The following is a 25,932-nucleotide window of genomic DNA, read 5'->3' on the forward strand; positions in this document are numbered from 1 at the left end:
AATTGAATCGGCAAGCCAAATACCTGGGAGATTAAATATGATGGAAGAAACTTTAGATGTAATAAAAGATATGGATATTCCAGACTTTATTTCTTTTGAGGATGTGGAGGACGATGTAGTTGAAGTCGATCCTAATGAAAATTTCAAATTAACTGAAATAGAAAGCGGTGATTCGCAAAGTGATAGCGGTTTCGATGCTACTCGCGCTTACTTGAACGAGCTCAGTAAGTCCCAATTATTAACGGCCGACGAGGAAAAGATATACGGCAAACGCACTCAGCAAGGGGATCCACAAGCGCGAAAAATCATGATCGAAAGCAATTTGCGTTTGGTCGTCAAAATTTCTCGCCGCTATTTGAATCGAGGCTTGCCTTTGCTCGATTTGATTGAGGAAGGTAACCTGGGTTTGATCAGAGCCGTGGAAAAATTCGATCCGGACCGCGGCTTCCGCTTTTCCACTTATGCTACTTGGTGGATTCGACAAACCATAGAGCGTGCGATTATGAACCAGACGCGGACTATCCGCTTGCCGATTCATATCGTCAAAGAAATGAATATTTATTTGAAAGCGCAAAGGAATCTGGCGCAACAGCTGGACCATGAGCCGACAGTTGATGAAATCGCTAAACATTTGGATAAGCCGGCGAAAACTGTCAGTAAAATGCTGAAACTGAATGAACGAGTTACTTCGGTAGATGTGTCTTTCGGAAAAGATTTCGACAAGCCCTTATTGGAAACCATTTCCGAAGAAGAGAGCCGTAACCCGGCGGAAATTTTGCAGGACAACTTTATCCAAAATAACGTCACATATTGGGTATATCAACTGGCCGAGAAACAACGCGAGGTGATTTGTCGGCGTTACGGACTATGTGGTTTCGAAAATGCGACCTTGGAACAAGTGGCTCTGGAATTGGGCGTCACTCGGGAGCGGGTGCGGCAAATTCAGATGGATGGTCTCAAACGTTTGAAGGAAATCTTGGAAACCAGCGGTTATTCCTTTGAATCCATTTTTAGTTAACTAGCGTGATTATCTTCAACCGGTCCCACTGCCGCAGTGGGATCCGGTTCGAGCGAGTTGTTGTCTGGGTGTCCATTTTCGCAATTTGCTTTTATTGGTAGAGCGGCAAATCATCCAGTCTTTTGTCGATTTCCGAAATAACTTCCTGGTAACGTTTGCTGCCTACGCGTTCAAACCGTTGCTTAAAATCCATTTCGTCCATATGCTCCGGCAGGTCTTGTACCTCGGGGATAATGGCCGAATAGTCTTTGGTCTCCGCCATTAATTTTTGCAGTAGCCTGGCTTTGTTCTGGGAGGCGATAGCCATCCGGCCGAAACGGCTCCCGGCCATATCGGCGGACAAGTCGATGAAACTGAAGCCGCTGCCTTGCCGGGCGTCGCCCAATTCCTTGTCCACGCCCATTCTTTCGCCCAATAACGACGCATCCACTGCCGCCAACAAGGCCGAAGCGATGAAATGCTGCGGAATATCGACGCGCTTGTAGGCGAAGACCGGGTATTCCTTGCTGTATACCAAACCCAATGGCAAAAATCGGCGTAAGTCGCGCTTGTAGATGTAACTGGCCACAGCGATGATGATGGCGCGGTTTTCCTGGATGGCATCGGCTTCGGGGGTGTTTTGGTAAGCGGTTGCGAATAAAGGTTGCAGTAATTCGATCAAGGACAGGCGCCAGTCCGGATCGTGTCGATTGACGATATCGTTGATTTGTTGTTGATACAGATGCAGGTTGGGATACTCGGCGTGTTTTCGAATCACCAACTGTTTGGCGGCGTCCGCTATTGAGCCCAAATAACTGATCTCGAGTGTTTGTGGGCCGATTTGCACATTTTTGACATACTGGGTCAGAACTTGCCAGTAGTCGTTTAGCGGCGTATGGATGACCAAGGCTGGAATCAATAGGTTTGCCGCCGGATCCGGAATCGAAATTTCGCCGACTTTGAACGACTTTAACCGAATAGTATCGTTTAGTTGCCGCACGCTGAAACTGAAATCAAGGTAGTGTCCGAACAAGGTTTCCGGTACGAATACTGCGATTTGGCAGTCTATTCGATCCTGACCGAAATGCACTTGGGTGGTATTTTCGACGAAATGGTCCAGTAAATAGCTGGCGGCAATATTCAAATCCTTTTGATCCAAATTGACGGTTTTCAGTTGACTCCGCTCTTCGGGACGTACTTGCAGCAATTGTTTGGCGCGTTGGATGTCGTCGCGGGTCAGTCCCTGATTCAAGCTGGGTAACGGCGAGTCGTCGATCGCGAATAGCAACAGTACTGCCAATAGCGCCGCGGTCGAGAACAGCGCGAATAACAAAGCCTTCAGCATTGATCGATGATCAACTCGAAATTAGCGTCTTCCAGGTAATGCATTTCTTTTTTCAAGTCGGCGTAGGTCAGCGGTGCCTGTTCCAGCCAGCCTTCCGGAAACGCGAGTTTGATGGTGTTGCCGTCGATATCGATTTTGAAGTCGGCACGTTGGCTGTGGCGGTTTCGGTGGAGTACCGTCGCCAAGCGAAACACGATGGCCATAATCGGAGCATTTTGCCGCCAGGGATGAGGCAAGTCGGCGAAGCGCTCGAGGCGCAGCTTTTTGCGGTGGCTGCGTACCAACTTCGACAGCAGCAATTGATCTTGCTTGGAGAATCCGGCCAGATCGCCGTTCTCCAGGATGTATGCACTGTGTTTGTGGTAATGACTGTGCGCGATTTCGAAGCCGATTTCGTGCAGTTCCGCCGCCCACACCAGAAATTGCAGGCTGGCCGGATTGTCTTGAAAGCAGGGGTGTGATTCTAATTGCCGCACAATGTAACGCAGGGTATCTTGCAGTTGCTCGCTATGGCGTTGATCGGTGTGGTAGCGGGCGGCAATCAGTTTACTGGTCTGCGAACGAATATCGTCGTTATAGATGCGGCCCAACAGGTCGTAAACCAAGCCCTCGCGCAGCGCGCCGTCTGACACCGTCATCTGTTCGATATGCAAGGTCTTGAACGTCGCATAGACGATTGCGACCGCGCCGATAAAGACCGGGCGGCGCTCCAGGCTCAATGCCGGGAAATTGATCTGCTCCACTTTATCCAGCTTCAACAATTGCGCAACCAGTTGCTCCATGCCGGCCAGCGTAATGCCGTTGTTGCTCCAGCCCGAGGTTTGCAGCACGTTGCTGATCGCCTTCAAACTGCCGGAGGCGCCGATCGCTTCATCCCAGTTTTGGGAATGGAAGGTGTTTTGGAAGGGTTCCAAATGCTGTTCGGCAAACAGCGTGGCTTTGCGGAACGCTCGCTTGTTGATATCGCCGTTCTTAAAAAAAAGCTGGCTAACCGTGACGCAACCCATGTTCAGGCTTTCCTTGGTATGGGCGACATCGTTGCGACCGATGATGTATTCGGTGCTGCTACCGCCGATATCCATCACAAAGCGGTTATTGGCGTTGCTGGCCAGACTGTGGGCTACACCCTGGTAGATCAAACGGGCTTCTTCGATGCCGGAAATGATATGAATCGGATGGCCTAAGGCCCGTTCGGCTTTTTTGATGAACTGTTGCGAGTTCTTGGCGATGCGCAAGGTGTTGGTACCGACGATGGCCACGCTGTTCGGTGGGAAATTACGAATGCGTTGGCCGAAGCGTTCCAGGCAAGCCAGTGCCCGTTCTTGCGTAGCCTGATCCAGGTACTTCTGCGAGTCCAGTCCCGCTGCCAGGCGCACCATTTCTTTCAATCGGTCCAGGGTTTGCAGCTTTCCGTCGTGCAAACTGCAAATGATCATGTGGAAACTGTTGGAGCCAAGATCGACCGCGGCGACGCTGGTCGGTATTTGCTGAGGCACGAGTCTGTTCCTGTTCGGACTACGGGGGAAGGCGGAGTCTGATAGAATTCCGCAGCTTAACTGGCGATACCGTTCCCAACTGGCGCCAGCTTTCATCGGCGGCCATTATAACTTAGAGCATGACGGCTTTATCCATTCAAAACTTAAAAAAAACGTATAGCAACGGCTTCGAGGCCTTGAAGGGCGTGGATCTGGAAGTCGAACGCGGTGACTTTTTCGCGTTACTCGGCCCCAACGGCGCCGGCAAATCCACGTTGATCGGCATCATCAGTTCTTTGGTCAATAAAACCAGCGGCAAGGTCAGCATCTTCGACCACGATCTGGACACCGACCCGGTCGCGGCAAAAACCTGCATCGGCGCGGTGCCGCAGGAAATCAACTTCAACCAATTCGAAACCTGTTTCAGCGTGGTTTTCAACCAGGCCGGTTATTACGGGATTCCGCGCAAGTTGGCGATGCAACGCACCGAGCAGTGCTTGCGCCAGGTTGAACTGTGGGATAAGCGCGATACCGTGTCGCGGCGGCTGTCGGGCGGCATGAAACGGCGCTTGATGATCGCGCGGGCGATGGTGCATTCGCCGCGGCTGCTGATTCTGGACGAACCGACCGCCGGAGTCGACATCGAGATCCGGCGTTCGATGTGGGAGATGATGCAGGCGGTAAACAAACAAGGCACGACCATCATCCTGACGACCCACTATCTGGAAGAGGCGGAAAGCCTGTGTCGCAATATTGCGATCATCAACAATGGCCAGATCATCGAGAAATCGGCGATGCATCAATTGCTGGGCCGGATGCATACCGACCATTTCGTGCTGGATGTCGGGCGCAGTCTGAGTGGCGTGCCGGCGATCCCCGGGTATCACATCGAATTGGTCTCGGAACGCAGTCTGGAAGTGGCCGTGCCGAAAAGCCTCGGTTTAAACCGATTGTTTCAGGAGCTCTCCGCCCGGCAGATTGAAGTGTTGAGTCTGCGTAACAAATCCAACCGTCTTGAACAACTTTTCCTGGACTTGGTGCAATGAACTATTCCGTGGCCTTTTCGACCATCTTAATCAAGGAAATTCGCCGCTTCACCCGGATCTGGCCGCAAACCTTGCTGCCGCCGGCCATCACTACGGCCTTGTATTTTCTGATCTTCGGCAAATTGATCGGCGACCGGATCGGCTTGGTGCACGGCGTCCGCTATATGGATTACATCGTGCCCGGCATTATTTTGATGTCGGTGATCAGTCATTCCTATTCGAACGTGGTGTCCTCGTTCTATTCCACCAAGTTTCAGCGCCACATCGAAGAGCTGCTGGTGGCGCCGGTGCCGAATTATGTGATTTTGTCCGGTTACGTTTGCGGCGGCATCGCCCGCGGCGTATTGGTGGGCTTGGTCGTGGCCGGTATTTCGATGGCCTTCACCGACACGGCAATTTTGCATTGGGATATCGCGGCAGCGGTATTCGTGTTGACAGCGACCTTGTTTGCCTTGGCCGGCTTCATCAATGCCGTCTTCGCCGACAGTTTCGACGATATTTCCATCATCCCGAACTTCATCCTGACGCCGCTCAGCTATTTGGGCGGCGTGTTTTACTCGGTCGAAATGCTGCCCGGTATCTGGCAGAAGGTTGCTCAGGGCAATCCGATTTTGTACATGATCAACGCCTTTCGTTACGGCATGATCGGCGTCAGCGACGTGCAAATTCAGATTGCGTTTGCGATGACGGCCGGCTTTATTCTGCTGCTGGCCGGCCTGAGCCTGTTTTTACTGCACAAAGGTATCGGCATCAAAAACTGACTTATTCCAAAGGCAACAGCATGTTGCGCAGGCCGGTCGGGTTTTTGATCGCGATAAAACGGTTCTGCACCACGATCAGTTCGTCGTCCTGGAATTTTTTCAGCAGCCGGCTGACGGTTTCCAGCGCCAAGCCGAGATGGTTGCCGATTTCCTGGCGGGTCAACGACAACTTGAATTCGGACGAGGAAAATCCGCGCCGCTTCAAGCGCTCGGACAGGCTGATCAAAAAATAGGCCAGCCGCTCGTCGGCCGGGCGCTTGCTTAGTACCAACTGGTTTTTGTCTTCCAGCATTTTTTCGCCGGTATGGCGAAACAATTCCCTGGTCAGACTCGGCACGTTTTTGAACAAGTCGTCCATGTTGTCGGCCGGCAATATGCAAAAACTCATGGTTTCCAGCGCAATCGCCGCGCAGTTGTGTTTGTCTTCCGATAGGCCGTCGAATCCCAGCAATTCGCCGGGCAGCAAAATATTCAAAATATGTTCGTTGCCGTGGCTGTCGTTGGCCACCAGTTTGGCGCTACCGGACTTGATGGCCAGAATGCCGCGAAAGTTGTCGCCTTCCCGGTAAATGAAGTCGCCGCGTTGCAAGGTTTTGCGGGCTTTTACGACTTGGCTGATGTTGTTGATTTCGCTTTGCGACAAGCCGCGGGGTAAACAAATATTGTCCAAGCCGCAGTTGGCACAATTGACTTGATTTTTAATCGTCACGTTAAACTAAATTTCCGATAAATAAGGTAGCCGCGCCGGTCACAACCGGCTACCGACTCATCCGGAGTCGGTTTCTGGTTTTAAATGTTCAATCCTGTTGATGGTAGGCAATGATGCGTTCGACTTCGTTCTTCGAGCCCAAAATCAACGGCACCCGCTGATGGATGCTATTCGGTTTCAAATCCAAAATCCGTTCCCGGCCGGTGCTGCATAAACCGCCGGCTTGCTCGATGATGAATGCCATCGGATTGGCTTCGTACATCAGACGCAGCTTGCCCGGTTTGCTCGGGTCGCGCAAGTCGTGCGGATATAGAAACACCCCGCCGCGGTTTAATATCCGGTAGACCTCGGCCACCAGCGATGCCACCCAGCGCATGTTGAAATTTTTGCCGCGCGGACCGTCTTCGCCGGCCACGCATTCGTCGATATAGCGTTTTACCGGCGGCTCCCAAAAGCGCTGGTTGGACATATTGATGGCAAACTCGCTGCTTTCTTCCGGGATTTTCATGTTGCAATGGGTCAGGATGAACTCGCCGACGTCCTGGTCCAAAGTAAAGCCGTTGACGCCGTTGCCGGTGGTCAGTACCAGCATCGTCGACGGCCCGTACAACACGAAACCGGCGCAGACCTGTTCGGTGCCGCGGCGCAGAAAATCTTCGGTTTCCGGTTCGATGCCTTCGCGGCAACGCAGAATCGAGAAAATGGTGCCGACGGTCATGTTGATGTCGATATTGGAGGAACCGTCCAGCGGATCGAACAACACCAAGTATTTGCCTTTCGGATATTGCTTCGGAATCTTGATCGGATCGTTGATTTCTTCGGAGGCCATGCCGCCCAAAGAACCGCTCCAATCCAGGGCTTTGACCATGATGTCGTTGGTGATGATGTCCAGTTTTTTCTGGACCTCGCCCTGCACGTTTTCCGATTCGGCGCTGCCTAACACGCCGATCAAGGCTCCGCAGTTCACCCGATGCGAGATTTGTTTGCAGGCGGTGACGATGTTGTTCAGCAACAGGGTAAAGGTCCCCGAAGCGTCCGGCAGACCGCGCTGCTGTTCGATGATGAACTGGGTAAGGGTGACTTGCTGGTTAGACATGAATCTGTATCTCCAATGGATGAACGGCGCACGCCGCGGCGCGGCGGCCGAAGCGGAAATGAGTGTAAAGGCTGAACGTGAGCGGGCTGTTCAAGGTTAGGCAGCTAGACTTTTTCGCTTAACAAGCTTTGCGGCGACGCTATCGGCGAGTGTTCTTGGGCAGGTTTGCCTTGTTGGGCATCCATAAAACCGGGCTTCAATCCTTTTTCTTCGAATTGCCGTCTCAGGTAGTCGAGACGCGCGTTAATTTTTTCGACCGTAACGGCCGATTCGCTCCAGAAACGGGTGTTGACGCTACCGTCGTAACAGGAGAGCTTGCAATGTATTGTAGCAAGTTCCGGCGGGGTAATGGTAATGCTCACTACCCAGTTGTTCTGTCCGGCGGGGTTGCCGCTGCCGTCTCGATCGTGCTCCACGACCAGTTCCAGCAGGTCCGGCTTACCGTTTTGCAGGAAAGGCAGCTCCAACACCCAAACCTGACGCGGCGCATCGTCTTTCGGCAACGAATGCAACTGGTCCAAGGTTAATTTCGCCAGACTGCCCTCGGCTTGCTGCAACAGCTCTCTCAGCAGCGGTTCGCTGGCGGAGGCGGAATGTTCCGCCGCAGCCGGTTTTAATTCCAGCGCCAATTGCGCAATAAACTTGCTCAGTCTGAGCTTGAAATCGTCCGCCAACGTAGGCGGCGCCTGCTGCCGGCCGGCTTGCGCCAGTTGCGCTTCCAGGAACAGGCCGGAGCGAGCGACAGCTGTTTTCAGATCGTTGGGTTGGAACAACGCCGACTTATCCGGAATCGCCCGCAAAATCTGCAAAGCCAGATGTTTCAGGGTTTCGCCGACGGTTTTATCGGCGATCAATTCACCGACGGCATGGTCCAGCCGGTTCAGCATGAGCAGCGGCGAACTTTGCTGCGGCAGGGCTTGTTTGAAAGCGGCGGCGACCAGTTCAGCTTCCAAGTCCGCCGGCGCCAGGCTGACGCTGAACAATGGCGGCGAGCCGGCCTTGACCAGTTGCAATTCGATGCGGCTACCCGGCACCAGCACCGGTTTGGCCGGATCGGCTTCGAGCAATTGCCGGCTATCCAGCGTGACCGGCTGAGCTGGCGAATGGCCGGCAACGTTATCGGTTGCTGGTTGGCCGGATGCAGGCAATGGCATAGCCAATTGCAGCGTCACGCCCTGTTTGCCGACGCTGACCACCTGGGCCGGCACGGCCTGGCCGAGTTGCAGGTTTGGTAACGGATTGCCGGCTGCCGCCACTTGTGCCGGCGCGGCGGCAGTGGTCAGTTTCAGCAGCGGCGCTTCGCCCCCGGCTGTCGGCTTGGCATTGGCCGGTAGCGGCGGCGCGATCAACTTGAATTCCGGCGTCGGCAATAATTTGACCACTTGCAGTTGCAAGCTTTGGCCGGCAGCGAGCGGCAAGGGCAGTGGCGTTTGCAGCGTCAAGGTCTTGCCGGCCATGTTTACCGTCAGCAGATTCAATTGGGCTTGATTGACGGCGATCTTGGCTTCCAGAACCTGATTCAGTTTCAGCTCCGGAAAGGCGGCGCTGACTTTGTTCAGGGCGGCTTGCAGATTGGCATCCAGCGGCAGTTTGATTTCCACGAGCGTTACCTTGCCGCCGGCACTGCGGCTATTCCAGCGCCAGAATAAACGCCCACTGCTCGGCGCTGACCGGCATGATCGACAGCCGATTGCCGCGGCGCAACAAAGCCAGCTCGCCCAGCTCGGATTTGGTTTTCAGCTCGCGCAAGCTGATCGTGCGCGAGAGTTTGCGCACGAACTTGACGTCAACCATAAACCAGGTCGGCTTATCCAGATGGCTTTTCGGATCGAAATGCTTGTCGTCCGGATCGAACGCCGTGAAATCCGGATAACTTTCCCTGACCACCTCGGCAATGCCGACGACGCCGGGCTCGTCGCAATTGGAGTGGTAAAACAAGATTTGGTCGCCGATTTTCATCTCGTCGCGCATCATGTTGCGTGCCTGGTAATTGCGGACGCCGTCCCAATGTTCGGTTTGCTGCGGCCGCGCATATAAATCGTCGATACCGAAGGTTTCCGGTTCCGATTTCATCAGCCAATAACGCATAAATTCTCCTTGATATTCGAATCGGTCTACTGTCGGCCAAAACCGGCCGGTAGCGGAAACCGGGGGCGGCCTTAGTTTATCAAGTTATAGCCATAACCATAGCCAAACTGCCGCAATTGCATACCCGCCGTAACGCAGCGAGTCATGGCAACGCAATCCAAAACTTGGACTATGTTTACGCTACCCAGCAACAACGCTAGAGCCGACCAGCCAGTCGCGGCGCTTGGCTGGCCCCTTTGCAATTTACCCCAACCAGGAGCTTCATGCTTACCAGCCTAAGAATTTGGCCGAATCTGTTATGCCTGTTGGCCGGCATCGTTTTCGGATTTCCGTTAATCCATGCGCCGTTGAACCATCCTGTCAGTCGCATGGCGTCCGCCAATCCGGCTTATCGCGAACTGAGTCAGAATGCATTCATGGTGATGTCGAATCGGATTGAGTTGAGTCGGGGGCGTTTGGTCCGCTATACCGACGCTGCCGGGCAACTGCAAATCACTCGGATTCAGGGCATGCCGGGCGACCAAGTCGGTTTTGCCGGGCAAACCCTGACGGTGAACGCCCAGCCGGTGGCCGTGTATCCGCAACTGCGGATGGCGCAAGGCTCGTTAATCGTGCCGCAGGACGCGGTGTTCTGTTTTCCGGATATCGCCGCGGACATTGGCGGCAACGAACGCAATCTGCAGCAGTATCTGATTCCGGCCAATGTGTTGGACGGCAGCGTGCTCTATGTGTTGAACAACAATTCGACCGCTGCGGCAAATCCGGAGTTTTTCGGTTACGGTTACGGATTGTTACTGGCCTATTTGATCGTGTTTCTGGCCCTGGCCAGAAATAAAGATCGGTTGCATCCGGCGGTTTACTATCCGGTGCGCTGGGTCGTCGGCCTGAATCTGCTGGTCTGGGTTTTACTTGCCGGTTACGGGATTTATGTCGGTTTATCCGGAATCGTGCCGTCGATCTACTTCATTTTTCTATCGGCGTTGGCGTATTTGGGCTTGTCGGCGGTCGCGGCGAGTACTTCTGCTTTGGCGGTCGGGCTATTGGCCTTGCTGGTCATTTTTGCCGATAAGCCGATCTTGGGCCAAGCCGGTCCGAATTCCTGATTCAACTCAATAGCTCGCTATGGAAAACATTCACACCCTGATCGAAAACGTCGAACGCGTCATCGTCGGCAAACGGCCGGTCATCGAACTGGCTTGCGTCGCCATCCTTTGCAAAGGCCACATTCTGCTGGAAGACGTGCCGGGAACCGGCAAAACCATGTTGGCGCGGGCATTGGCGCGGTCGATCCAAGTCGACATGAAGCGCCTGCAATGCACGCCCGATTTATTGCCGTCGGACATCACCGGCGTCGCGGTATACAACCAGAAAAGCGCGGATTTCGAATTCCGTCCCGGCCCGGTATTCACCCAATTGCTATTGGCCGACGAAATCAACCGGGCGACGCCGCGGGCCCAGTCGGCATTGCTGGAATGCATGGAAGAGTTCCACGTCAGCGTCGACGGCCAAAGTTACGAATTACCGAAATTATTCACGGTCATGGCTACGCAAAACCCGATTGACATGGCCGGCACCCATGCGCTGCCGGAGGCGCAGTTGGACCGTTTTTTCATCCGGCTGCATATGGGCTATCCCAACATCGACCAGGAAATCAAAATTTTGGCGGCGCAAGCGCACAACCATCCGATCGAGACCCTGCAACCGGTTACCACCGAAGCCCAAATTCTGGCGGCGCGCGCCGAGGTGAAAAATGTCTATATCAGCCCTGATGTGGCCGCCTACGTCGTCGGTATCGGCGCTGCCAGCCGCAAACACGCCGATCTTCGTTTGGGCGCCAGCCCCCGCGCAACCTTGGCGCTGGCGCGCGCCGCGCAAGGTTTGGCCTGGTTGCGCGGCCAAGCCTTCGTCACTCCGGATTTGGTGAAGCTAATCGCGCCGGCGGTACTGGAGCACCGATTGCTGGTGCGGCCGCAGGCGGCGGTGCTGGGCCGCAGCGCCGGCGAAATTCTGGCCGAGATTCTTGGCCAATTGCCGCCGCCGGTGGTGTAGGCCGATGTCGGTTCAACGCCGGTTTTGGATACTGGCCGGTTTTGCGTTGGCGGCTTATGCCGCCGCCATCGCCCGCGAACAAAGTCTGCCTTGGCTATTGGCGGCCTTGATTGGCGGCGGTTTACTGAGCGGTTTGCTTTGGCCTTATCTGTTGTTGAAGCGGGTGGCAATCCGTCGGATCGCCCCGCAACGGGCTTTGGAAGGCGATACGGTTAAATTCGAATTCGAAGTGCATAACCGTGGCTGGCTGCCGCGCTTTATGCTGGAGTTAGCCGACCATCTGCCTTTTGTCGGCGCCGCCGAATCGCTGCCTGCCGCCGGCGCTCGCTTGCTCGGCGGGATTTCGTACATCCCCGGCGGCGCTAGCCGCCGTTTCGAGTTGACGTTGCAATGCGAAAAACGCGGCTTTTACCGGCTGGGGCCGGTCGGCCTGGCTTCGTCGTTTCCGTTAGGTTTGGCGGAACTGCGTATCGCCGGAGAACAGACGACGCCAGAATTCACGATCTACCCCAAATTGTTTCCGATCCAGGCCTTGGCCTTGCTCGGTGCGCCCAGCCAGATTCACCGCGGCGCCTACTGTTTGCCGGAGGGCGCCGGAGCGGCCGAGTTCGCCGGCCTGCGCGAATACCGCAGCGGCGACAACCCGCGCCACGTGCACTGGCCGACCACCGCGCGCATGAACGAATTGATGGTAAAAGAATTCGAACCGTTGGCTTCGGCTTGCCTTTACATCGCACTGGATTTGGCCAAGGACGCCAATGTCGGCCGCGGCCGCCACAGCACCCTGGAGTATGCGATACGCATCGCCGCATCGGTCGCCGGATATGCCTGCCGCCAAAACATCCATAGCCGCTTGCTGGCTTACGGGGCTCAAACCGTGCGCTTTGCTTCCGGCAAAGGCGACTTGCACTTTCAGCATATGTTGGACGCCTTGGCCGTGGCGGACAGCGACGGCCGCACCCCGTACGCCGAACTGTTGACCGACATCGCGTTGGATTGCCAGCGCGGCGAGACGGTGGTGTTGCTGCTCAGCGAACCGCCGCACCGGGACTCGGCGACGCTACAAGCGCTGGCTTTGCTGCGCGCCAGAGGCGCCAATTTGCTGGCGGTAAGTTTCGATCGCGACAGTTTTTTTCCGAGCGGCGCCGGCATGGCCGCCGCACCGCGGCGGCGGGATTTGACCCTGGGCCTGCTGGAGATGGGTGTGCCGAGCCTGACCGTGCGCAAAGGCGACGATTTGACCGAGGTATTCAATTCGTGAGCGAAACCAAACTTGCCGGATCGCTGTATGCCGGGTTGTTCGCCGCGCAACTGTTGGCGCTGGCCTGCAACGCGTATTTGGATATCGGCTACGGCAGCTTCGGCAGGGAAATGCTGTTTTGGACGGTGGTGTGCGGCGGCACCCTGGCTGTTGGCTGGCGCCAAGCCCGAAAAGCCGGCGGCTGGGGCGGCATTGCCCAAAAATTCGTGTTGTTTTTCGGTTTGGTGTTGTTCGTGTTCGCATTCTTGCCGCTGTGGGGCATGCCGCGCGCCGGCCTGTACCTGCTGGCGATGCTGCAAGCGGCTTACAATTGCGCGACCGCCAGTCGCCGCCAGTTGCACCTGGGGTTGTTGACCTCGCTGGCCTTGGTGCTGTTTGCCGCTTCCCACTACCGGGCGGACTGGACCATGTTGTTTTATATCCTGCCGTATCTGATGGCCGCCGTGTTTACCTTGGTTGCCAGCCAGATTGGTCAGCGTAGCGACGACCTGCGCCTGACCGGCCTGGCGCGGACATCGAGCAGCCAGGGGCAGGGCGCCGCCAGCTTGGCCGCCACGCTGAGCATCTTGTTGCTCGGTGGCGGCTTGTACCTGTTGACCCCGCAAGTCAGTTGGCCTTATCTGGAATCGCGCTTCGGCCAGGATATTCCGCAGGCGCCGGGCGGCGAGCTGGAACAGGCGGAGTCCGGCGGGCAGACCGGTTCCGCCGCAACTAAAAGCCAGGGCGGGGCCGCCGAAAACGGAACCGGTGGCGGCCAAGGTTTGCAATGGCCGGGCATGCACTGGCCCGGTCCGCAGGAAATGCGCGCCGCGGCGCAGCGGCCGCATATGCCGCACTGGCAAAAATCGGCGATTGAGCAACTGGCCGGATTCAGCGAAACGCTACAGCCGGCGGTATTGCTTGTCTTCGATTGGTGGCGCTGGCTGCGGCAATGGCTGCGCGAACATTGGCTGGATTTGATGTTCGCGTTGCTGGGATTGATTCTGCTGGCCGTGATACTGGCTTTCCGCAATCTGCTGCGGGAGACGCCTTGGGCGATCTGGCTGGCAAGCCGTTGGGATTATTGGTATCTGGGCCGCTGCGGACGCCACGCCGGGGGCGAGTCCGGCGCTTGCCAATACTACCGGGCGATGGAACGTTTGTTTGCGCTCGGCGAATTGCCCAGATCGCGCTTCAGCAATACGCGCGAATATCTGGCGCAGATCAACCGGCTGCAGCGTCGGCAGGTCCAGCGCCACGCTCAGGAGCTGACGCACTTGTTCGAAGCAGCCCGCTACGGGGCCGGCGCCGCCGACCCGGCGCACTTGCAACGCATGCGGCGGATTTATCTGGAAATGTATCGCGAATCGATTTGAAACGCTCGCGTCGGGCGCGTACCCAGCGCCGACATGAGCCTGTTTCTCGGCTTGCCGTTCGGGCGCGGCTCAAGGCGCGAACTGCGCCTTCAATGCCAGTATTTCCGGCATGATCGCCATGAACAGTTCCAGCAAATGCGGGTCGAAATGGCTGCCTGCGCCGCTACGCATCGTTTCCAGGACCGTTTCCTGCGGCCAGGCTGGTTTGTAAGGCCGTTTGCTGCTCAAGGCATCGAACACGTCGGCAATTGCGACGATGCGGGCCGATTCGGGGATGGCTGCGCCGGCCAAGCCGGCCGGATATCCGGTGCCGTCCCAGCGTTCGTGGTGGTAATGGGCGATTTCGGCGGCCATTTTGAATACCGGATTGTCGGTCTTGCTCAGAATGTCGTAGCCGATTTGCGAATGCGTTTTCATGATGTCCCAATCGCGGCCGGCCAAACCCGATTGCGCCTTCAAGATCGCGTGCGGAATGCCAATCTTGCCGGTGTCGTGGGTCGGGGCGGCCAGCTTGATCATTTCCACTTGCGCCGGGCTCCAGCCGGCAGCACGGGCCAGCGCCGCCGAATAGGCCGCCATCCGCCAGATGTGGTCGCCGGTGTAAGGGTCGTTGTAATGGCCGGCGGCACCCAGCATTTCGATCGCGGCGCGGGCCAAGTCATCCAGTTCCTCGACCCGGACCAGCGACAGGTGGGTTTGGACCCGGCGCAGCACGATCGGGCCGGAAACCGGCTTTTGAATGTAGTCCACCGCACCGACGTCGAAACCGTAGGCCTCGTTTTCGGTTTCGCCCATCGCCGTGACGAAAATGACCGGAATCTTCGCGGTGCCGGCGTCCGCTTTCAAGTGGATGCAGACCTGGTAACCGTCCATGTCCGGCATCATGATGTCCAGCAGAATCAGGTCCGGCCGGTGGTCGCGCGCTGCGGCCAGCGCTTTTTCGCCGTTGATGGCGAAAATCAGCTCGTAGCGGTCTTTCAGGATTTGCTGCAACACCTTCAGATTGTTCGGTTCGTCGTCGACCAGCAGCAGTTTGTAACTGTCTTTCATGCTTGCTCTCCTTCTGCGGCACCGGCGAGTTTGGCCTGCAACCGTCCGACCGCTGCCTTGGCGCCGTCGAAATCGAAGCTGTCCAATTCGTAGCGGATGGCTTGCAATTCGGTTGCTGTCAGGTAAGGCGCCAGCTCCTGCAACACCGGCTCGACTTTTTCCGGGTTCAACGTGTCCAGGTTCCGCAGCAATTGTTGCAACAGATCGTCGATGTGCGCGGCGTCGAAGGCTTCCGCGCTGGCCACCGGCTGTTTTTCCGGCAATTCAAGCCGGCGGACTGCCGCGGCGGCTTGGTCGAGTGCACTGCGCAAACGGTCGATTTGGGCTGCGGCCAGCGCCGGTGTGCCGTTCTTCAGTTCGGCATCGATGTTGGCGGCCAAGGCTGCGATGTCGACCAATGCCAGATTGCCGGCCACGCCTTTCAGGGCGTGTGCGCTGCGCTTGGCGGCTTCAATGTCGCCGTTTGCCAGACTGAGCTGAATGTTGTCGGCGTCGGCCGCGTGTTGCGCAGCGAAATTAAGCAGCGCGTCGGCGTAAATCAACGGGTCCAGCCAATTGCTCAAGCCTTTCCGGTAGTCGGCGACGTCGGCCAGCGGTGCGAAATCGACGGCGGTTTCGTTGATGGTCGCGGGCGCTCCGCCGTTATTGGCGATCCCGAAACCGGGCGGCGTCAGATTTTCCATCTGCGCCAGCAGTTCGTCGATGTCGATCGGTTTGCCGACAATCGCGTCGATGCCGGCCGCCAACGATTCCTGGCGTTCATGGCTGAGGACGCTGGCTGTCAGCGCCAAAATCGGAATCCGGCGCAGGCTGCCTTGCTCCAGTTCGCGGATTTGACGGGTGGCCTGGATGCCGTCCAGGACCGGCATTTGCAAGTCCATCAGAATCAAGTCGAAGTCGGATTCGTGGTAGGCCGCGACGGCTTCGGCGCCGTTTTTGACCCAGCGTACCCGGTGGCCTTGTTGTTCCAGGCGCAGGGTAGCCAGTTTCGCGTTGGCTTCCACATCCTCGGCCAATAGAATTTTGAAGCGGCGCGGCGAATAATAGGCCAGTTTGCGCGGCGCAACCGATTCGTGTAGGCAGACGTCGTTGGCTGCCGCTTCCGGCAGCCGCACCGTGAAATGGAACACCGAACCGACGCCGAGTTGGCTTTCCACCCAAATCCGCCCGCCCATCATTTCCACGATTTGTTTGCTGATGGTGGTGCCCAGGCCGGTACCGCCGAAACGGCGGCTGGTGGTGGCGTCGGCTTGGGAGAACGATTCGAAGATGCGTTCGGTTTGTTCCGGGCTCATGCCGATGCCGGTGTCGGCGATGGCGAAATGCAGCAGCTCCGGCTGTTCCGCCCGGCCGATACTGACCGCAATATAGCCGGTGTCGGTGAATTTCACCGAATTGCCGACCAGGTTCAATATGACCTGCCGCAGCCGATTCGGGTCGCCGACGAAGAGGTGGGGTAGGCCGGCCTCAACCGCAAGATCGATGCGCAAACCCTTTTCCGCGGCGCGCAAACTCATGATTTGCAGCGCTTCCTGGATTGCGACCGGCAAGTTGAAACAGACCGACTCCAATTCGATTTTGCCGGCCTCGATTTTGGAGAAATCCAGGATGTCGTTGATCACGCTCAGCAAATGCCGACCCGAGCTGAGGATGGTTTTGATGTGATTGCGAGTGGCGATGGATAGATTGGCGTCCTGCAGGGCCACCTCGGCGAAGCCGATCACCGTGTTCATCGGCGTGCGGATTTCGTGGCTCATATTGGCCAGGAAGTTGGCTTTGGCTTTGGCGGCGGCCTCGGCCGCTTCCTTGGCTTGGCGCAGCTCCAGCTCCGCCTGTTTTTGCAATGTGATATCGGAAATAAAACCGACAAAGATGTGCCTACCTTCGGAAATGATGCCGTGGCCGACCGCCAGACTGGCCGGGAACCGGCTGCCGTCTTTGCGTTGGGCGATGACTTCGCGTTCGGTACCGAGGATTCTCGATTGTCGCTGAGCCAAAAATCGGCGGATATAACCGTCGTGAGCCGAGGCGTCGGGTTCCGGCATCAGGAGCGAGACGTTTTTGCCGACGATTTCATCGCTGCGCCAGCCGAACAGTTTCTCGGCTGCGGGGTTGAACATGCGGATAATGCCGCTGCTGTCGATCGAAATCACCCCGTTGACAGCGGTCTGGACAATCGCTTTGACTTCCGTAGTGGCCATCGCCACCAGTTCTTCCAGGTGTTCGCGATACTCCAGCAACTCCGCTTCGGCGGCCTTACGCTCGGTAATATCGGTAATCGAACCGACCATGCGCACCGGCCGGCCGTTTGCGTCGCGCAAGGCCTCGCCCCGGTCCAGGACCCAACGGTAACTGCCGTCGCGATGGCGTAGGCGCAGTTCGGTGGAATAGCGTTCGTTCCGTTCCAGGTGCCGGGCAAAGGCGTCGCTGGCCCTGGCTTTGTCGTCGGGATGGATCAATTCGAAGAAGATCGCTTCCTCGTTCGGCAATTCGCCTGCGGCATAACCGAGAATTTTATTCCAGCGCGGCGACAGGTAGTATTCGTGGGTCAGGATATTCCAGTCCCAGATACCATCGTTGACGGCCCGCTCTGCCAGGATATAACGCTCTTCGCTGGTACGTAGCGCCAGGGTGCGTTCGGCGATCTTCGTTTCCAGATTGTGCTGGGCGTCGGCCAGCGCGTCGGTCATATGATTGAAGGAACTGGCCAGTTCGGCGATTTCGTCGTGCCCGCTCACCTCGGCTCGCAGGCTGAAGTCGCCGTCGCGAATCCGGCGCGCGGTCAAGGTCAGGCGCGCGATCGGCGCGACGATGCGTTTGGCCAAAGCCTGCGAGGTAAAACCGGTCAGCAGAATAAAGGCCGTTACCACCAGCAACATGTTGTGCTTCAGGCTTTGGATTGCCGAGAAGGCTTCGTCCTGCTCGATTTGGGCCAGGATGCAGCCGCCGCCGATCTCGGCGACGTGGCGATAGCTGTAGATCACCGCTCGCCCCCGGTAATCTTTGTCTTGCCCTTGCCCGTTTTCTCCGGCCAGGCAGGCGGCCAAAGGACTGTTGGCGGTGGCCTGAGCTTGATTTGGGGCCGGCGGGTAACGGGCTGGCGTTACGAAAATGCCTTGCCGGTCGGCCAATAGGCTTTCCCCGGAGCGGCCGAGGACCGCGTGGGGGCCAAAAATGGCCTGGATCGGCGCTTCCTGGTAAAACACAGCCAGTTGCCACGGTTGGCCAGGATCGCGGGCAATCGTATAAAAATAGCCGGAGCGATCGGGCACTGATGGAATCAGCCCGGCGAGCTGGTCACGGCCAAAGTGGGCGAAATCGGCGATCGGCAGCGGCGGATTGCCGATCGCCAACGTGTCGGTCCGATCGCTGCGGAATAGCCAAGCGCCTGCTGCGCCTTCCCGATGCAGGAAATCGTTGACGCTACGCATCGCGCAGTCCCGGTTTAGCCGGTCCTGGACCATACATTCGGCCAACAAATCTGCCAAAGCGGCACTGGTGTGGCTATTGGCCCGGCGCAATACCATCACCAGTTGTTCCAGGCGGCTCTCAGCGACGCGGCTGACTGCGTCCAGACGGTTGCCAAGAATATCGTCGATCGCAAAGCGGTAGGCCATCCAGCCGGTCGCGAAGGTCGGCAACAAAATCAAGAGCAGCAACAGCGCGATTAATCGTTTTTGCAGCATCAGAGTATGCCTCGCGGGGATGGCGTTGCCGCCGATGTTACGCCGAATGCCGGCAGCGCTGCAACGCTTGAATATGACCGGCCGTTAGTGGATTAACATGCCGCGGCGGGCGAGCTTGTCAAACCGGACCAGGTTGGGGGCTGGCAAAAAGCGCGGATTCAATGGCACCGGGTTTCCGTATAATTCCGGCCAGTTCAACAACATAAGCAAAATCGTATGTCGATCGTCGATTTGACCGCCGCACCTCATCACCTGCCAACTTTGGCCGCCTGGCACCAAGCGGAATGGGCGTATTTGAATCCGGGCGAAACCTTGCCGATGCGCATCGCCAGGATGCAGGCTTATTTGCAGGCCGGCCTGATTCCATCGACCTTTGTCTACGAGCGACAAGGTTGTCTGGCCGGGTCGGCGGCCATTGTGGCCTGCGATATGGAAACCCGACCGCAGTGGACGCCTTGGTTGGCCAGCGTGTTTGTCGCGCCGGAGTTTCGTCGGCAGGGAATCGGCGGGCGCTTGGTGCGGCATGTCATGGCCCAAGCCGGTGCGGCCGGTTACGAGCAGTTGTACTTGTTTACCCCGGATCGGGTTGCGTTTTACGAAACTCTGGGGTGGCAGCCTGTTGCCGAGGAAATATACCGCGGCAGCCGGGTTAGCGTGATGCGGGCGCAATTGCACGATCTTGAAACGGCGTAGTGTTGGCGGGCGGGCAGACTAGAAAAAACCTTGATTATTAAATGCTTGACAGCGGCGAGCGATAAATTCTAGGCTCAGTTGACTTTTGCCACAGCCGGAGTACGCCATGAAACGAATTGCGCTCAGTCTTGCCGGGGCCGTGTTAAGCGGTGTGTTTGTCAATCAGGCGGTGGCGGTCAGTATTACCCAACGGGCCGGCAACAATTTCCGCACCGCCGCCAACAATCAGGAAGTGCTGCTTGACAAGGATAGCGTCAACCCCGACCGCTTCGGTTTGTTGCGTACCTATGATTTCAACGCCAAAGTCGAAACCCAGCCATTGGTGCTGGAAAACGCGGCCAACGGCGACGATTTGGTCGTCGTCACGACGATGAAAAACGAAGTTGTCGGCATCAACGCCCGCACCGATGCCACCGTTTATCACGTCAAATTGGGGCCGGAAATCAGTTCGCAGGACATGGATATGTGGAAGCACACGCCGACCTGGGGCATATCGGCCACGCCTATCGTCGATCCGGCCAGCAATACTTTATTTGTCGCCTCCTGGCAAAAGAAAAACAACGACAACAAGCTCCGCGACTATTGGGTCTATGCCTTGAATCCCGCGGACGGCAGCCAAAAAGCGCCGCCGGTGAGGATTTTCGGCCGGTCGCAGGAAGGCAACGGCTGTTGGTTCAACGACGCCGGTGCGCTTTACCGGGAGAATAACCAGACCAAGCAATATGTCTATCCCAAGTTGCGCGCCGGTCTGGCATTGACCGCGAATAACGGCTTGGTCATGGCATTTGCCGCCAACGAGGAAAAATTGCTGGGCGGGCGCAAAAATCCGCACGGTTTTGTCGTCGCCTACGATACCCGCGCGCTGCTGGGGCAGCCGGGGTTCTCCAAAGAAGCGGCGATCTTCTGCGCGACCGCGTTCAATTCGTGGGGCGCCGGCATCTGGCACGCCGGCGGCGCACCGGTCACCGAAGACGACATGATCTACGTTGCCACCTCCAACGGTACGTCCAATAACGGCGGCGTCGATCTGGCGGAAAGCATGATCAAACTGCGCTTCAAGCCCGGCCTTGGCGGCGCCCGGCCGCTGTTGGAGCAAGTGGATTATTACAAAGCCTTTCTTGACGAGCGGGTTGCGCCAAAGGATTGCCTGTGGCAGGACAACGACTCGGAAGTGTCCTGCGGCCGGGCCGGTGCCGGTTCCGCTGGCGCGGATTGGGATTTCGGTGCGGCGGGGCCGATGCTGGTGCCGGGTTCGAGTTTGCTGCTCCAAGGCACCAAGGACGGCATCATTTATTCGTTGGATAAATTCAATCTGGGGAAAAACGATCGCTTCAACCAGTTGCTATCCAAACCGCCGCTGGTGGCGACTTACTACGGCGGCGGCATCGACGAGAACTGGGACAGGGCGCAACACCTGAACCGCAGTCTTCCGTGTCCGGCGGCCGGCCACAGCGACCACGGCTGGTTCGTACCCTGCGGCGATCCGGAAAACAACAAGATGCACCATATCCATGCTTTGGCGCTGGCGCAACGCGACCAGAGCGGCGGTATCGTCTACGTCTGGGGCGAAAATTCGCGGTTGAAGGCTTACGATTTCTCGACGCTGGACGGCAAATTGCCCAGCTTCCGCGCCGAAGCCGACGATCTGGCCTCGGTCGGCGTCGCCTCTCCCGGCGGCATGCCCGGCGGTTTGCTGATGATCTCCGGCAAACCCTCGGCCGCATCGGCGTTTCCGCACGCTATCGACTTCGGTTCTGCCATTGTCTGGGCGGTTTATTCCAAATTCGGCGATGCAAATAAGGAGTTCGCCGAAGGCCAATTGGTCGCCTACGACGCGACCACGGTGTTGCCGGGCAACAAGCTGAAACGCCTGTTCCGCACCGGCGACGACAATAACGGCGGCCTGGGCAAAATGTCGCGAATGATCCCGCCGGTGGTCGCCAACGGTCGGGTGTATGTGATGATTTACCGAATCGGCACCTCGGATTGCACCGCGCCGGATAACCAGTTGCCGGTTTGCAGCCAATTGAAGGTGTATGGTTTGAAATAGCCGGGGTTTGTGAGTTGTTCCGCGCTATTCGGTTGCGAGGTTGATTGGCTGGTTTCGACCCTTTGCGGTCTGTCACCTAATGTGATTCTATGACAGAGATTGATTCGTTACCAGTCATATACCTTGGTCTTCGATAATATGGTGGATTGGGCGCAATGAAACGGTAAACCTAATTGCTATGTTGCTATGGATTGATAAGAGCTGATTTAGCTAACACTTTGCAGAGGCAAGCTAGTGCTTAATTGCGTAAATCAACGATCACTATTTTTCGCTCGCCAGGCAGCAGGTGGAGTACCGATTTCCCGTTTGAAAGCCTTATTGAAAGCTACTTCGGATTCGTAGCCGACTTTGACGGCGATTTGAGCAATCCCCAAAGCAGACGATTGTTGCAGCAGCTCTTTTGCTAGATTCATCCGGATGAGTTTGAGATAAGCCATGGGGGCAATGCTCAGTTTTTGCTTAAACTGCTGAGTAAATACCGAGCGGGACATGCCGCTTTGTGCTGCCAACGCGGCTATCGTCCAGGGCTTGCCAATCTGCTGATGCATGCACCGCAACGCCTTGCCCAATCGCTCATCACTTAACAAACCTGCCCATCCGGTTTGACGGTCGCTAGACCCCGACAAATAGGCGCGCAATGTTTGCACGAAAAAAATGTCGGCCAGCGAATTCAGCATGGCCTGAGTGCCAAGAGTTTGCGAGCGGATTTCCTGTTCCATCAATGACAATGTGGCCTGTAGGGCAACCAACTCCGAGTCGGTGACCTGAAAACAAATCAACGGAGGCAGTAAATCGAGTGCTAAAGGATAACGCTCAAGCGCAAAAACGAATTGTCCACCCAGCACGATGGTTTGGTCGCCATCCTGACCACAGCGCAACACTCTACCTTGCAAATTCACCAGCAAATCCTCGAATTTGTCGGTCGTGCCGTCTGCCGATGAACGAACCCGGAACGCATTGCCACGCGGCAATAAATAACAGAACCCCCGTTCAAGTTTTACCGGCAAGGAACCATCCTTAAGGTCTATGTAGCAGCAACCCTGGATCACAATGCCAAACTTGGTATGCGGGTAGGCTTTTAAATCAATCCCCCAGGGCGAATGCCCCTCTACTCGGGTATAAACGGCTTTTTCTATCTGTAGCTTAGGCAGCAGGACTTCCAGCGCATCCATCAATACGGCCAATCGGACAAAACTTCAGGATTTTCAGGCATGGTTTGACAAACTCCCCCGTCTTAAACTTCGCACACCCTACAGCGAGGGGATTTAGTGAGGTTAGGAATTTAGCATGAAACTTGAATTGAAAAATAAAAGAGTACTGGTAACGGGGGGAACGCGTGGTATAGGACTGGCGATTGTGCAGGCAATGGTTGCCGAAGGGGCAACAGTTTGTCTGTGCGCCCGCAATCCGCAACGCCTTAAGCAGGTAGCTACGGATTTTCAGCAGCAAGGCTATCCGGTAGACGCAAGCTGCTTGGATGTATCGGATTCCAAAGCACTCAAACAATGGATCGCCGACTCAGCCGAAACCATGGGCGGCATTGATATCATCATTGCCAATCCCAGCGCGTTTGCCATCGGCTTCAGCGAACAGGACTGGCAAATGGGCTATTCAACAGATCTCATGAGCACAGTTCACTTAATACAGGAAGCTCAACCCTATTTACAGCAATCGGCACTCCAATCAGGCGATGCGGCAATAGTAATCCTTTCTTCCGTGGCAACCGTTGAAGCCGACCAAGAAAGCGCTTATGGCGCTTATAAAGCGGCTTTGATTCATGTAGCCAAAGGTGCGGCTCGAAGACTGGCCAATCAGAAAATTCGCGTCAATGTGATCTCCCCTGGAACGATTTACGTCGAAGACGGTTTTTGGGGCAATGCCAGACAGCAGATGCCGGAATTGTTCCAAAGCTATTTGAACAAGAATCCATTCGGAAGAATGGGAACACCTGGGGAAGTGGCCAATGTTGCCATTTTTCTGTGTTCTGCCGCTGCTTCCTTTGTAACCGGCGCCAATATTCATGTGGATGGCGCCTTGTCGAGCCGGGTTAACTATTGATTGTTCGTGTTTGACCGTTTCGCAACGCCGTCACACGGCGTTGCGTAAATCGAGCAATGCTACCCCATCAGTCAAGCTCGACTCGCTAAATCGCCCACATTATAAAAAACGTTAATCATCGGAAGTTTTATGCTGGGTCATTGCCTTTGCGGACAAGTCGAATTTGAAATTGTTGGCGAGAGTTTCAAGCTCTACCAATGCCACTGCTCTCTTTGCCGGAGGCAAGGCGGCTCGCTATCCAATGCTGCCACAATTGTTCCGAACGAAAAATTTCGGTGGTTGGCCGGTGCTGAGTTCATATCCTCGTGGATGAAAGAATCAGGGTTCCGCTCTGATTTTTGTTCCATCTGCGGCTCTCCCGTTCCGAATCCGCTAAGAAACCTACCTTACATCTGGGTGCCTACCGGTTTGCTTGAAGACAACGGCGACCTGCAAATCGTTGCCCAACTATGTGTTGCGTACAAAGCCTCATGGGATCCCACCATTCTTCAGGGAGTATGCTATGACGAGTTACCAAACCTCTCTGAGTTCATCTCACTTTTACAGGCAGCCAAGGTATAACCTTTGCGCGAAGCCCCACAACTCCATGTTAAATGAGCAATCTGTGACTTATACCGGACATTCAGAGATCAACCTAGAAGGACGGCAATTGGCCGCTAGTCAACACTCCCTTTGCCGGTCAGTCCAGGTGGCCCGGAACAAGCGTTAGCGTTTCCAGTAAGTTTTAAATCACCAGAAACGCCGTTCGGCATATTCCGACACAGATGATGGGATTCTTTAAATTCATTGGAGATTACGACCTGCCACGAGGGTAAGCACTGCGTAGCTTTAGGTCAAAGCATCCACAGCCAGCCGCCTAGCGCCGCGCCGGCAATGACCGGGATAATGCCGAGTTTGAACCGAAACAACGCCAACAGCGCGGCCAGACTCAGCCCGGCGGCAAACAGGTCGAACGATCCGTTCCAGCCCTGCGGCCAGAACACGTGGTAAGCAAAAAATACGGCCAGATTGACGATGACGCCGACCACGGCGGCGGTGACGCCGGTCAGCGGCGCGGTGAATTTCAGATTGCCGTGCGTGGTTTCCACCAGTGGGCCGCCGGCCAGAATGAATAAAAAGCTGGGCAGGTAGGTAAAGTAGGTGACGACCATGGCCGCCACGCTGCCGGCCAAAAACGCCGAATCCGCGCCAAACCAGGCTTGGCCCCAACCGGCGACGAAACCGACGAAGGTGTTGACCATGATAAGAGGCCCTGGCGTGGTTTCGCCCAGCGCCAGTGCGTCGATCATTTGTTGCGGCGTCAGCCAGTGGTACTGTTCCACTGCCCCCTGATAGACGTAAGGCAATACCGCATAGGCGCCGCCGAAGGTCAGCCAGGCGGCCTTGGTAAAGAACCAGCCCATTTGGGTCAAACCGCCCTGCCAGCCGTATTGCGCGCACAGCCAGCCCAGCACGCCGGCCCACAGCACCAGGCCTATCGCCAACAGGCGGTAAAACTTGCCCCACCTGAATAGGGCGTGCTCTGGCGTTGGCGTATCGTCGTCGATCACGGCCGGGCCGAAATTGGCCTTGGTGCTGCCGTGGCCGCCGCCGACCGCAAAATACTGCGGCGCCCATTTACCGCCGGCGGCGCCAATCAAGCCGGCCGCAATCACGATCAACGGAAACGGCAATTGCAACGCAAAAATGGCGATAAAGGCTGCCGCCGCCATCGCCCACAGCCAGCGGTTTTTCAAGGCCCGCGAACCGATCCGATAGGCAGCAAACAACACGATCGCCGTGACGGCCGGTTTGATGCCGTACAACAAGCCGGCCACCGTGGGCAGGTCGCCGAACCGCATGTAGACCCAGCCCAGGCCGATCAAAATCAACAGCGCCGGCAGGAAAAACAGGCCGCCGGCGATCAATGCGCCCGGCGTTTTGTGCAGCAGCCAACCGATGTAAGTCGCCAGTTGTTGCGCTTCCGGGCCGGGCAGTACCATGCAGTAATTCAAGGCGTGCAGATAGCGTGTTTCGCTGATCCAGCGCCGGCGCTCGACCAACTCCTGGTGCATGATCGCTATTTGCCCGGCCGGGCCGCCGAAGCTGATGAAGCCCAGCTTCAGCCAGAATCGGCTGGCTTCGGCTAGGCTGGGGCTGAAAGGTGCTTGCTGCGGATTTTGGTTCATAGTCTAGGCCGGCGGCTGATACTGCTTTTACCATGAATAATTGGG

At 56.5% G+C, this 25,932-nt stretch carries 21 protein-coding genes; 11 read left to right on the forward strand and 10 right to left on the reverse strand.

The window, feature by feature from the left end; genetic code table 11:
* The first annotated feature begins 37 nt into the window (after nt 1-37).
* Entirely contained in the window at nt 38-1,018 is a 981-nt protein-coding gene (rpoS, locus tag C2U68_RS13055; protein ID WP_140912916.1) for an RNA polymerase sigma factor RpoS, read from the forward strand.
* A gap of 91 nt (nt 1,019-1,109) precedes the next feature.
* On the opposite strand, the gene C2U68_RS13060 is transcribed toward rpoS, so the two are convergent.
* Together C2U68_RS13060 and ppx are read right to left on the reverse strand one after the other, a co-directional pair.
* Nucleotides 1,110-2,342 carry a hypothetical protein gene (locus C2U68_RS13060; protein WP_140912917.1) on the reverse strand — a complete coding sequence of 411 codons (1,233 nt, stop codon included), beginning with the start codon at nt 2,340-2,342 and terminating at the stop codon, nt 1,110-1,112.
* On the reverse strand, nt 2,336-3,838 hold the full coding sequence (ppx, locus tag C2U68_RS13065) for an exopolyphosphatase (RefSeq protein ID WP_140912918.1): 1,503 nt from the start codon (nt 3,836-3,838) through the stop codon (nt 2,336-2,338). Before ppx ends, C2U68_RS13060 begins: the two co-directional genes overlap by 7 nt.
* A gap of 119 nt (nt 3,839-3,957) precedes the next feature.
* Between ppx and C2U68_RS13070 the strand changes: the two genes are divergently transcribed.
* Together C2U68_RS13070 and C2U68_RS13075 are read left to right on the forward strand one after the other, a co-directional pair.
* The gene (locus tag C2U68_RS13070) at nt 3,958-4,863 is read left to right on the forward strand and encodes an ABC transporter ATP-binding protein (protein WP_140912919.1); all 906 of its coding nucleotides are present in this window, start codon (nt 3,958-3,960) and stop codon (nt 4,861-4,863) included.
* Nucleotides 4,860-5,624, forward strand: a complete 765-nt coding sequence (locus C2U68_RS13075; protein ID WP_140912920.1) for an ABC transporter permease — start codon at nt 4,860-4,862, stop codon at nt 5,622-5,624. Before C2U68_RS13070 ends, C2U68_RS13075 begins: the two co-directional genes overlap by 4 nt.
* A 1-nt stretch (nt 5,625) precedes the next feature.
* Here the strand turns inward: C2U68_RS13075 and C2U68_RS13080 are convergent, their stop codons facing one another.
* The 4 genes from C2U68_RS13080 to C2U68_RS13095 form a co-directional block, all read right to left on the reverse strand.
* Entirely contained in the window at nt 5,626-6,333 is a 708-nt protein-coding gene (locus C2U68_RS13080) for a helix-turn-helix domain-containing protein (protein ID WP_140912921.1), read from the reverse strand.
* Nucleotides 6,334-6,421: 88 nt separating this feature from the next.
* Nucleotides 6,422-7,429 (reverse strand): class 1 fructose-bisphosphatase, encoded by a 1,008-nt coding sequence (locus C2U68_RS13085; RefSeq protein ID WP_140912922.1) that lies wholly within the window; start codon nt 7,427-7,429, stop codon nt 6,422-6,424.
* Nucleotides 7,430-7,533: 104 nt separating this feature from the next.
* On the reverse strand, nt 7,534-9,030 hold the full coding sequence (locus C2U68_RS13090; RefSeq protein WP_140912923.1) for a flagellar hook-length control protein FliK: 1,497 nt from the start codon (nt 9,028-9,030) through the stop codon (nt 7,534-7,536).
* Nucleotides 9,031-9,058: 28 nt separating this feature from the next.
* Nucleotides 9,059-9,517: an EVE domain-containing protein gene (locus C2U68_RS13095; RefSeq protein ID WP_140912924.1), complete on the reverse strand. Its 459-nt coding sequence runs from the start codon at nt 9,515-9,517 to the stop codon at nt 9,059-9,061.
* Between the two features lie 263 nt (nt 9,518-9,780).
* Here C2U68_RS13095 and C2U68_RS13100 point away from each other — a divergent pair, with 263 nt between their 5' ends.
* Genes C2U68_RS13100 through C2U68_RS13115 form a run of 4 tightly spaced genes read left to right on the forward strand, consistent with a single transcriptional unit; the run spans nt 9,781 to nt 14,182 of the window.
* Complete coding sequence (locus C2U68_RS13100) at nt 9,781-10,620, forward strand: hypothetical protein (RefSeq protein WP_140912925.1); 840 nt, start codon at nt 9,781-9,783, stop codon at nt 10,618-10,620.
* A gap of 19 nt (nt 10,621-10,639) precedes the next feature.
* A complete protein-coding gene (locus tag C2U68_RS13105; RefSeq protein WP_140912926.1) occupies nt 10,640-11,566 on the forward strand; it encodes an AAA family ATPase in 927 nt (308 codons plus the stop codon).
* Between the two features lie 4 nt (nt 11,567-11,570).
* Nucleotides 11,571-12,827 (forward strand): DUF58 domain-containing protein, encoded by a 1,257-nt coding sequence (locus tag C2U68_RS13110; protein ID WP_140912927.1) that lies wholly within the window; start codon nt 11,571-11,573, stop codon nt 12,825-12,827.
* On the forward strand, nt 12,824-14,182 hold the full coding sequence (locus tag C2U68_RS13115) for a DUF4129 domain-containing protein (protein ID WP_140912928.1): 1,359 nt from the start codon (nt 12,824-12,826) through the stop codon (nt 14,180-14,182). The genes C2U68_RS13110 and C2U68_RS13115 overlap by 4 nt, the downstream gene beginning before the upstream one ends.
* A 69-nt stretch (nt 14,183-14,251) precedes the next feature.
* Here the strand turns inward: C2U68_RS13115 and C2U68_RS13120 are convergent, their stop codons facing one another.
* Together C2U68_RS13120 and C2U68_RS13125 are read right to left on the reverse strand one after the other, a co-directional pair.
* Nucleotides 14,252-15,232 (reverse strand): HD domain-containing phosphohydrolase, encoded by a 981-nt coding sequence (locus C2U68_RS13120; RefSeq protein ID WP_140912929.1) that lies wholly within the window; start codon nt 15,230-15,232, stop codon nt 14,252-14,254.
* The gene (locus tag C2U68_RS13125) at nt 15,229-18,918 is read right to left on the reverse strand and encodes a PAS domain S-box protein (protein ID WP_140912930.1); all 3,690 of its coding nucleotides are present in this window, start codon (nt 18,916-18,918) and stop codon (nt 15,229-15,231) included. Before C2U68_RS13125 ends, C2U68_RS13120 begins: the two co-directional genes overlap by 4 nt.
* 216 nt (nt 18,919-19,134) lie before the next feature.
* On the opposite strand from C2U68_RS13125, the gene C2U68_RS13130 reads away from it, so the two are divergent.
* Nucleotides 19,135-19,611 carry a GNAT family N-acetyltransferase gene (locus tag C2U68_RS13130; protein WP_140912931.1) on the forward strand — a complete coding sequence of 159 codons (477 nt, stop codon included), beginning with the start codon at nt 19,135-19,137 and terminating at the stop codon, nt 19,609-19,611.
* A 106-nt stretch (nt 19,612-19,717) separates the two neighbouring features.
* A complete protein-coding gene (locus tag C2U68_RS13135) occupies nt 19,718-21,661 on the forward strand; it encodes a hypothetical protein (RefSeq protein WP_140912932.1) in 1,944 nt (647 codons plus the stop codon).
* 251 nt (nt 21,662-21,912) lie between these two features.
* Here C2U68_RS13135 and C2U68_RS13140 read toward each other — a convergent pair whose 3' ends face one another.
* Nucleotides 21,913-22,833, reverse strand: coding sequence for an AraC family transcriptional regulator (locus C2U68_RS13140; protein ID WP_140912933.1), 921 nt, complete (start codon nt 22,831-22,833; stop codon nt 21,913-21,915).
* A 115-nt stretch (nt 22,834-22,948) separates the two neighbouring features.
* Between C2U68_RS13140 and C2U68_RS13145 the strand changes: the two genes are divergently transcribed.
* Together C2U68_RS13145 and C2U68_RS21815 are read left to right on the forward strand one after the other, a co-directional pair.
* A complete protein-coding gene (locus tag C2U68_RS13145; protein WP_140912934.1) occupies nt 22,949-23,719 on the forward strand; it encodes an SDR family NAD(P)-dependent oxidoreductase in 771 nt (256 codons plus the stop codon).
* A 129-nt stretch (nt 23,720-23,848) separates the two neighbouring features.
* The gene (locus tag C2U68_RS21815) at nt 23,849-24,280 is read left to right on the forward strand and encodes a GFA family protein (protein WP_140912935.1); all 432 of its coding nucleotides are present in this window, start codon (nt 23,849-23,851) and stop codon (nt 24,278-24,280) included.
* A 272-nt stretch (nt 24,281-24,552) separates the two neighbouring features.
* Here C2U68_RS21815 and chrA read toward each other — a convergent pair whose 3' ends face one another.
* Nucleotides 24,553-25,887, reverse strand: coding sequence for a chromate efflux transporter (chrA, locus tag C2U68_RS13155; protein ID WP_140912936.1), 1,335 nt, complete (start codon nt 25,885-25,887; stop codon nt 24,553-24,555).
* Nucleotides 25,888-25,932: the final 45 nt, after the last annotated feature.

Origin of the sequence: Methylomonas koyamae (genome assembly GCF_006483455.1) — a bacterium.
GTDB classification, from domain to species: Bacteria; Pseudomonadota; Gammaproteobacteria; order Methylococcales; family Methylomonadaceae; genus Methylomonas; species Methylomonas koyamae_B.

Bases quoted from the DNA above. Each gene is read 5' to 3' on its own strand.
- rpoS (WP_140912916.1), top strand. From the start codon at position 38: ATGATGGAAGAAACTTTAGATGTAATAAAAGATATGGATATTCCAGAC.
- C2U68_RS13060 (WP_140912917.1), bottom strand. From the start codon at position 2,342: ATGCTGAAGGCTTTGTTATTCGCGCTGTTCTCGACCGCGGCGCTATTG.
- C2U68_RS13070 (WP_140912919.1), top strand. From the start codon at position 3,958: ATGACGGCTTTATCCATTCAAAACTTAAAAAAAACGTATAGCAACGGC.
- C2U68_RS13075 (WP_140912920.1), top strand. From the start codon at position 4,860: ATGAACTATTCCGTGGCCTTTTCGACCATCTTAATCAAGGAAATTCGC.
- C2U68_RS13085 (WP_140912922.1), bottom strand. From the start codon at position 7,429: ATGTCTAACCAGCAAGTCACCCTTACCCAGTTCATCATCGAACAGCAG.
- C2U68_RS13095 (WP_140912924.1), bottom strand. From the start codon at position 9,517: ATGCGTTATTGGCTGATGAAATCGGAACCGGAAACCTTCGGTATCGAC.
- C2U68_RS13100 (WP_140912925.1), top strand. From the start codon at position 9,781: ATGCTTACCAGCCTAAGAATTTGGCCGAATCTGTTATGCCTGTTGGCC.
- C2U68_RS13105 (WP_140912926.1), top strand. From the start codon at position 10,640: ATGGAAAACATTCACACCCTGATCGAAAACGTCGAACGCGTCATCGTC.
- C2U68_RS13110 (WP_140912927.1), top strand. From the start codon at position 11,571: ATGTCGGTTCAACGCCGGTTTTGGATACTGGCCGGTTTTGCGTTGGCG.
- C2U68_RS13120 (WP_140912929.1), bottom strand. From the start codon at position 15,232: ATGAAAGACAGTTACAAACTGCTGCTGGTCGACGACGAACCGAACAAT.
- C2U68_RS13125 (WP_140912930.1), bottom strand. From the start codon at position 18,918: ATGCTGCAAAAACGATTAATCGCGCTGTTGCTGCTCTTGATTTTGTTG.
- C2U68_RS13130 (WP_140912931.1), top strand. From the start codon at position 19,135: ATGTCGATCGTCGATTTGACCGCCGCACCTCATCACCTGCCAACTTTG.
- C2U68_RS13135 (WP_140912932.1), top strand. From the start codon at position 19,718: ATGAAACGAATTGCGCTCAGTCTTGCCGGGGCCGTGTTAAGCGGTGTG.
- C2U68_RS13140 (WP_140912933.1), bottom strand. From the start codon at position 22,833: ATGGATGCGCTGGAAGTCCTGCTGCCTAAGCTACAGATAGAAAAAGCC.
- C2U68_RS13145 (WP_140912934.1), top strand. From the start codon at position 22,949: ATGAAACTTGAATTGAAAAATAAAAGAGTACTGGTAACGGGGGGAACG.
- C2U68_RS21815 (WP_140912935.1), top strand. From the start codon at position 23,849: ATGCTGGGTCATTGCCTTTGCGGACAAGTCGAATTTGAAATTGTTGGC.
- chrA (WP_140912936.1), bottom strand. From the start codon at position 25,887: ATGAACCAAAATCCGCAGCAAGCACCTTTCAGCCCCAGCCTAGCCGAA.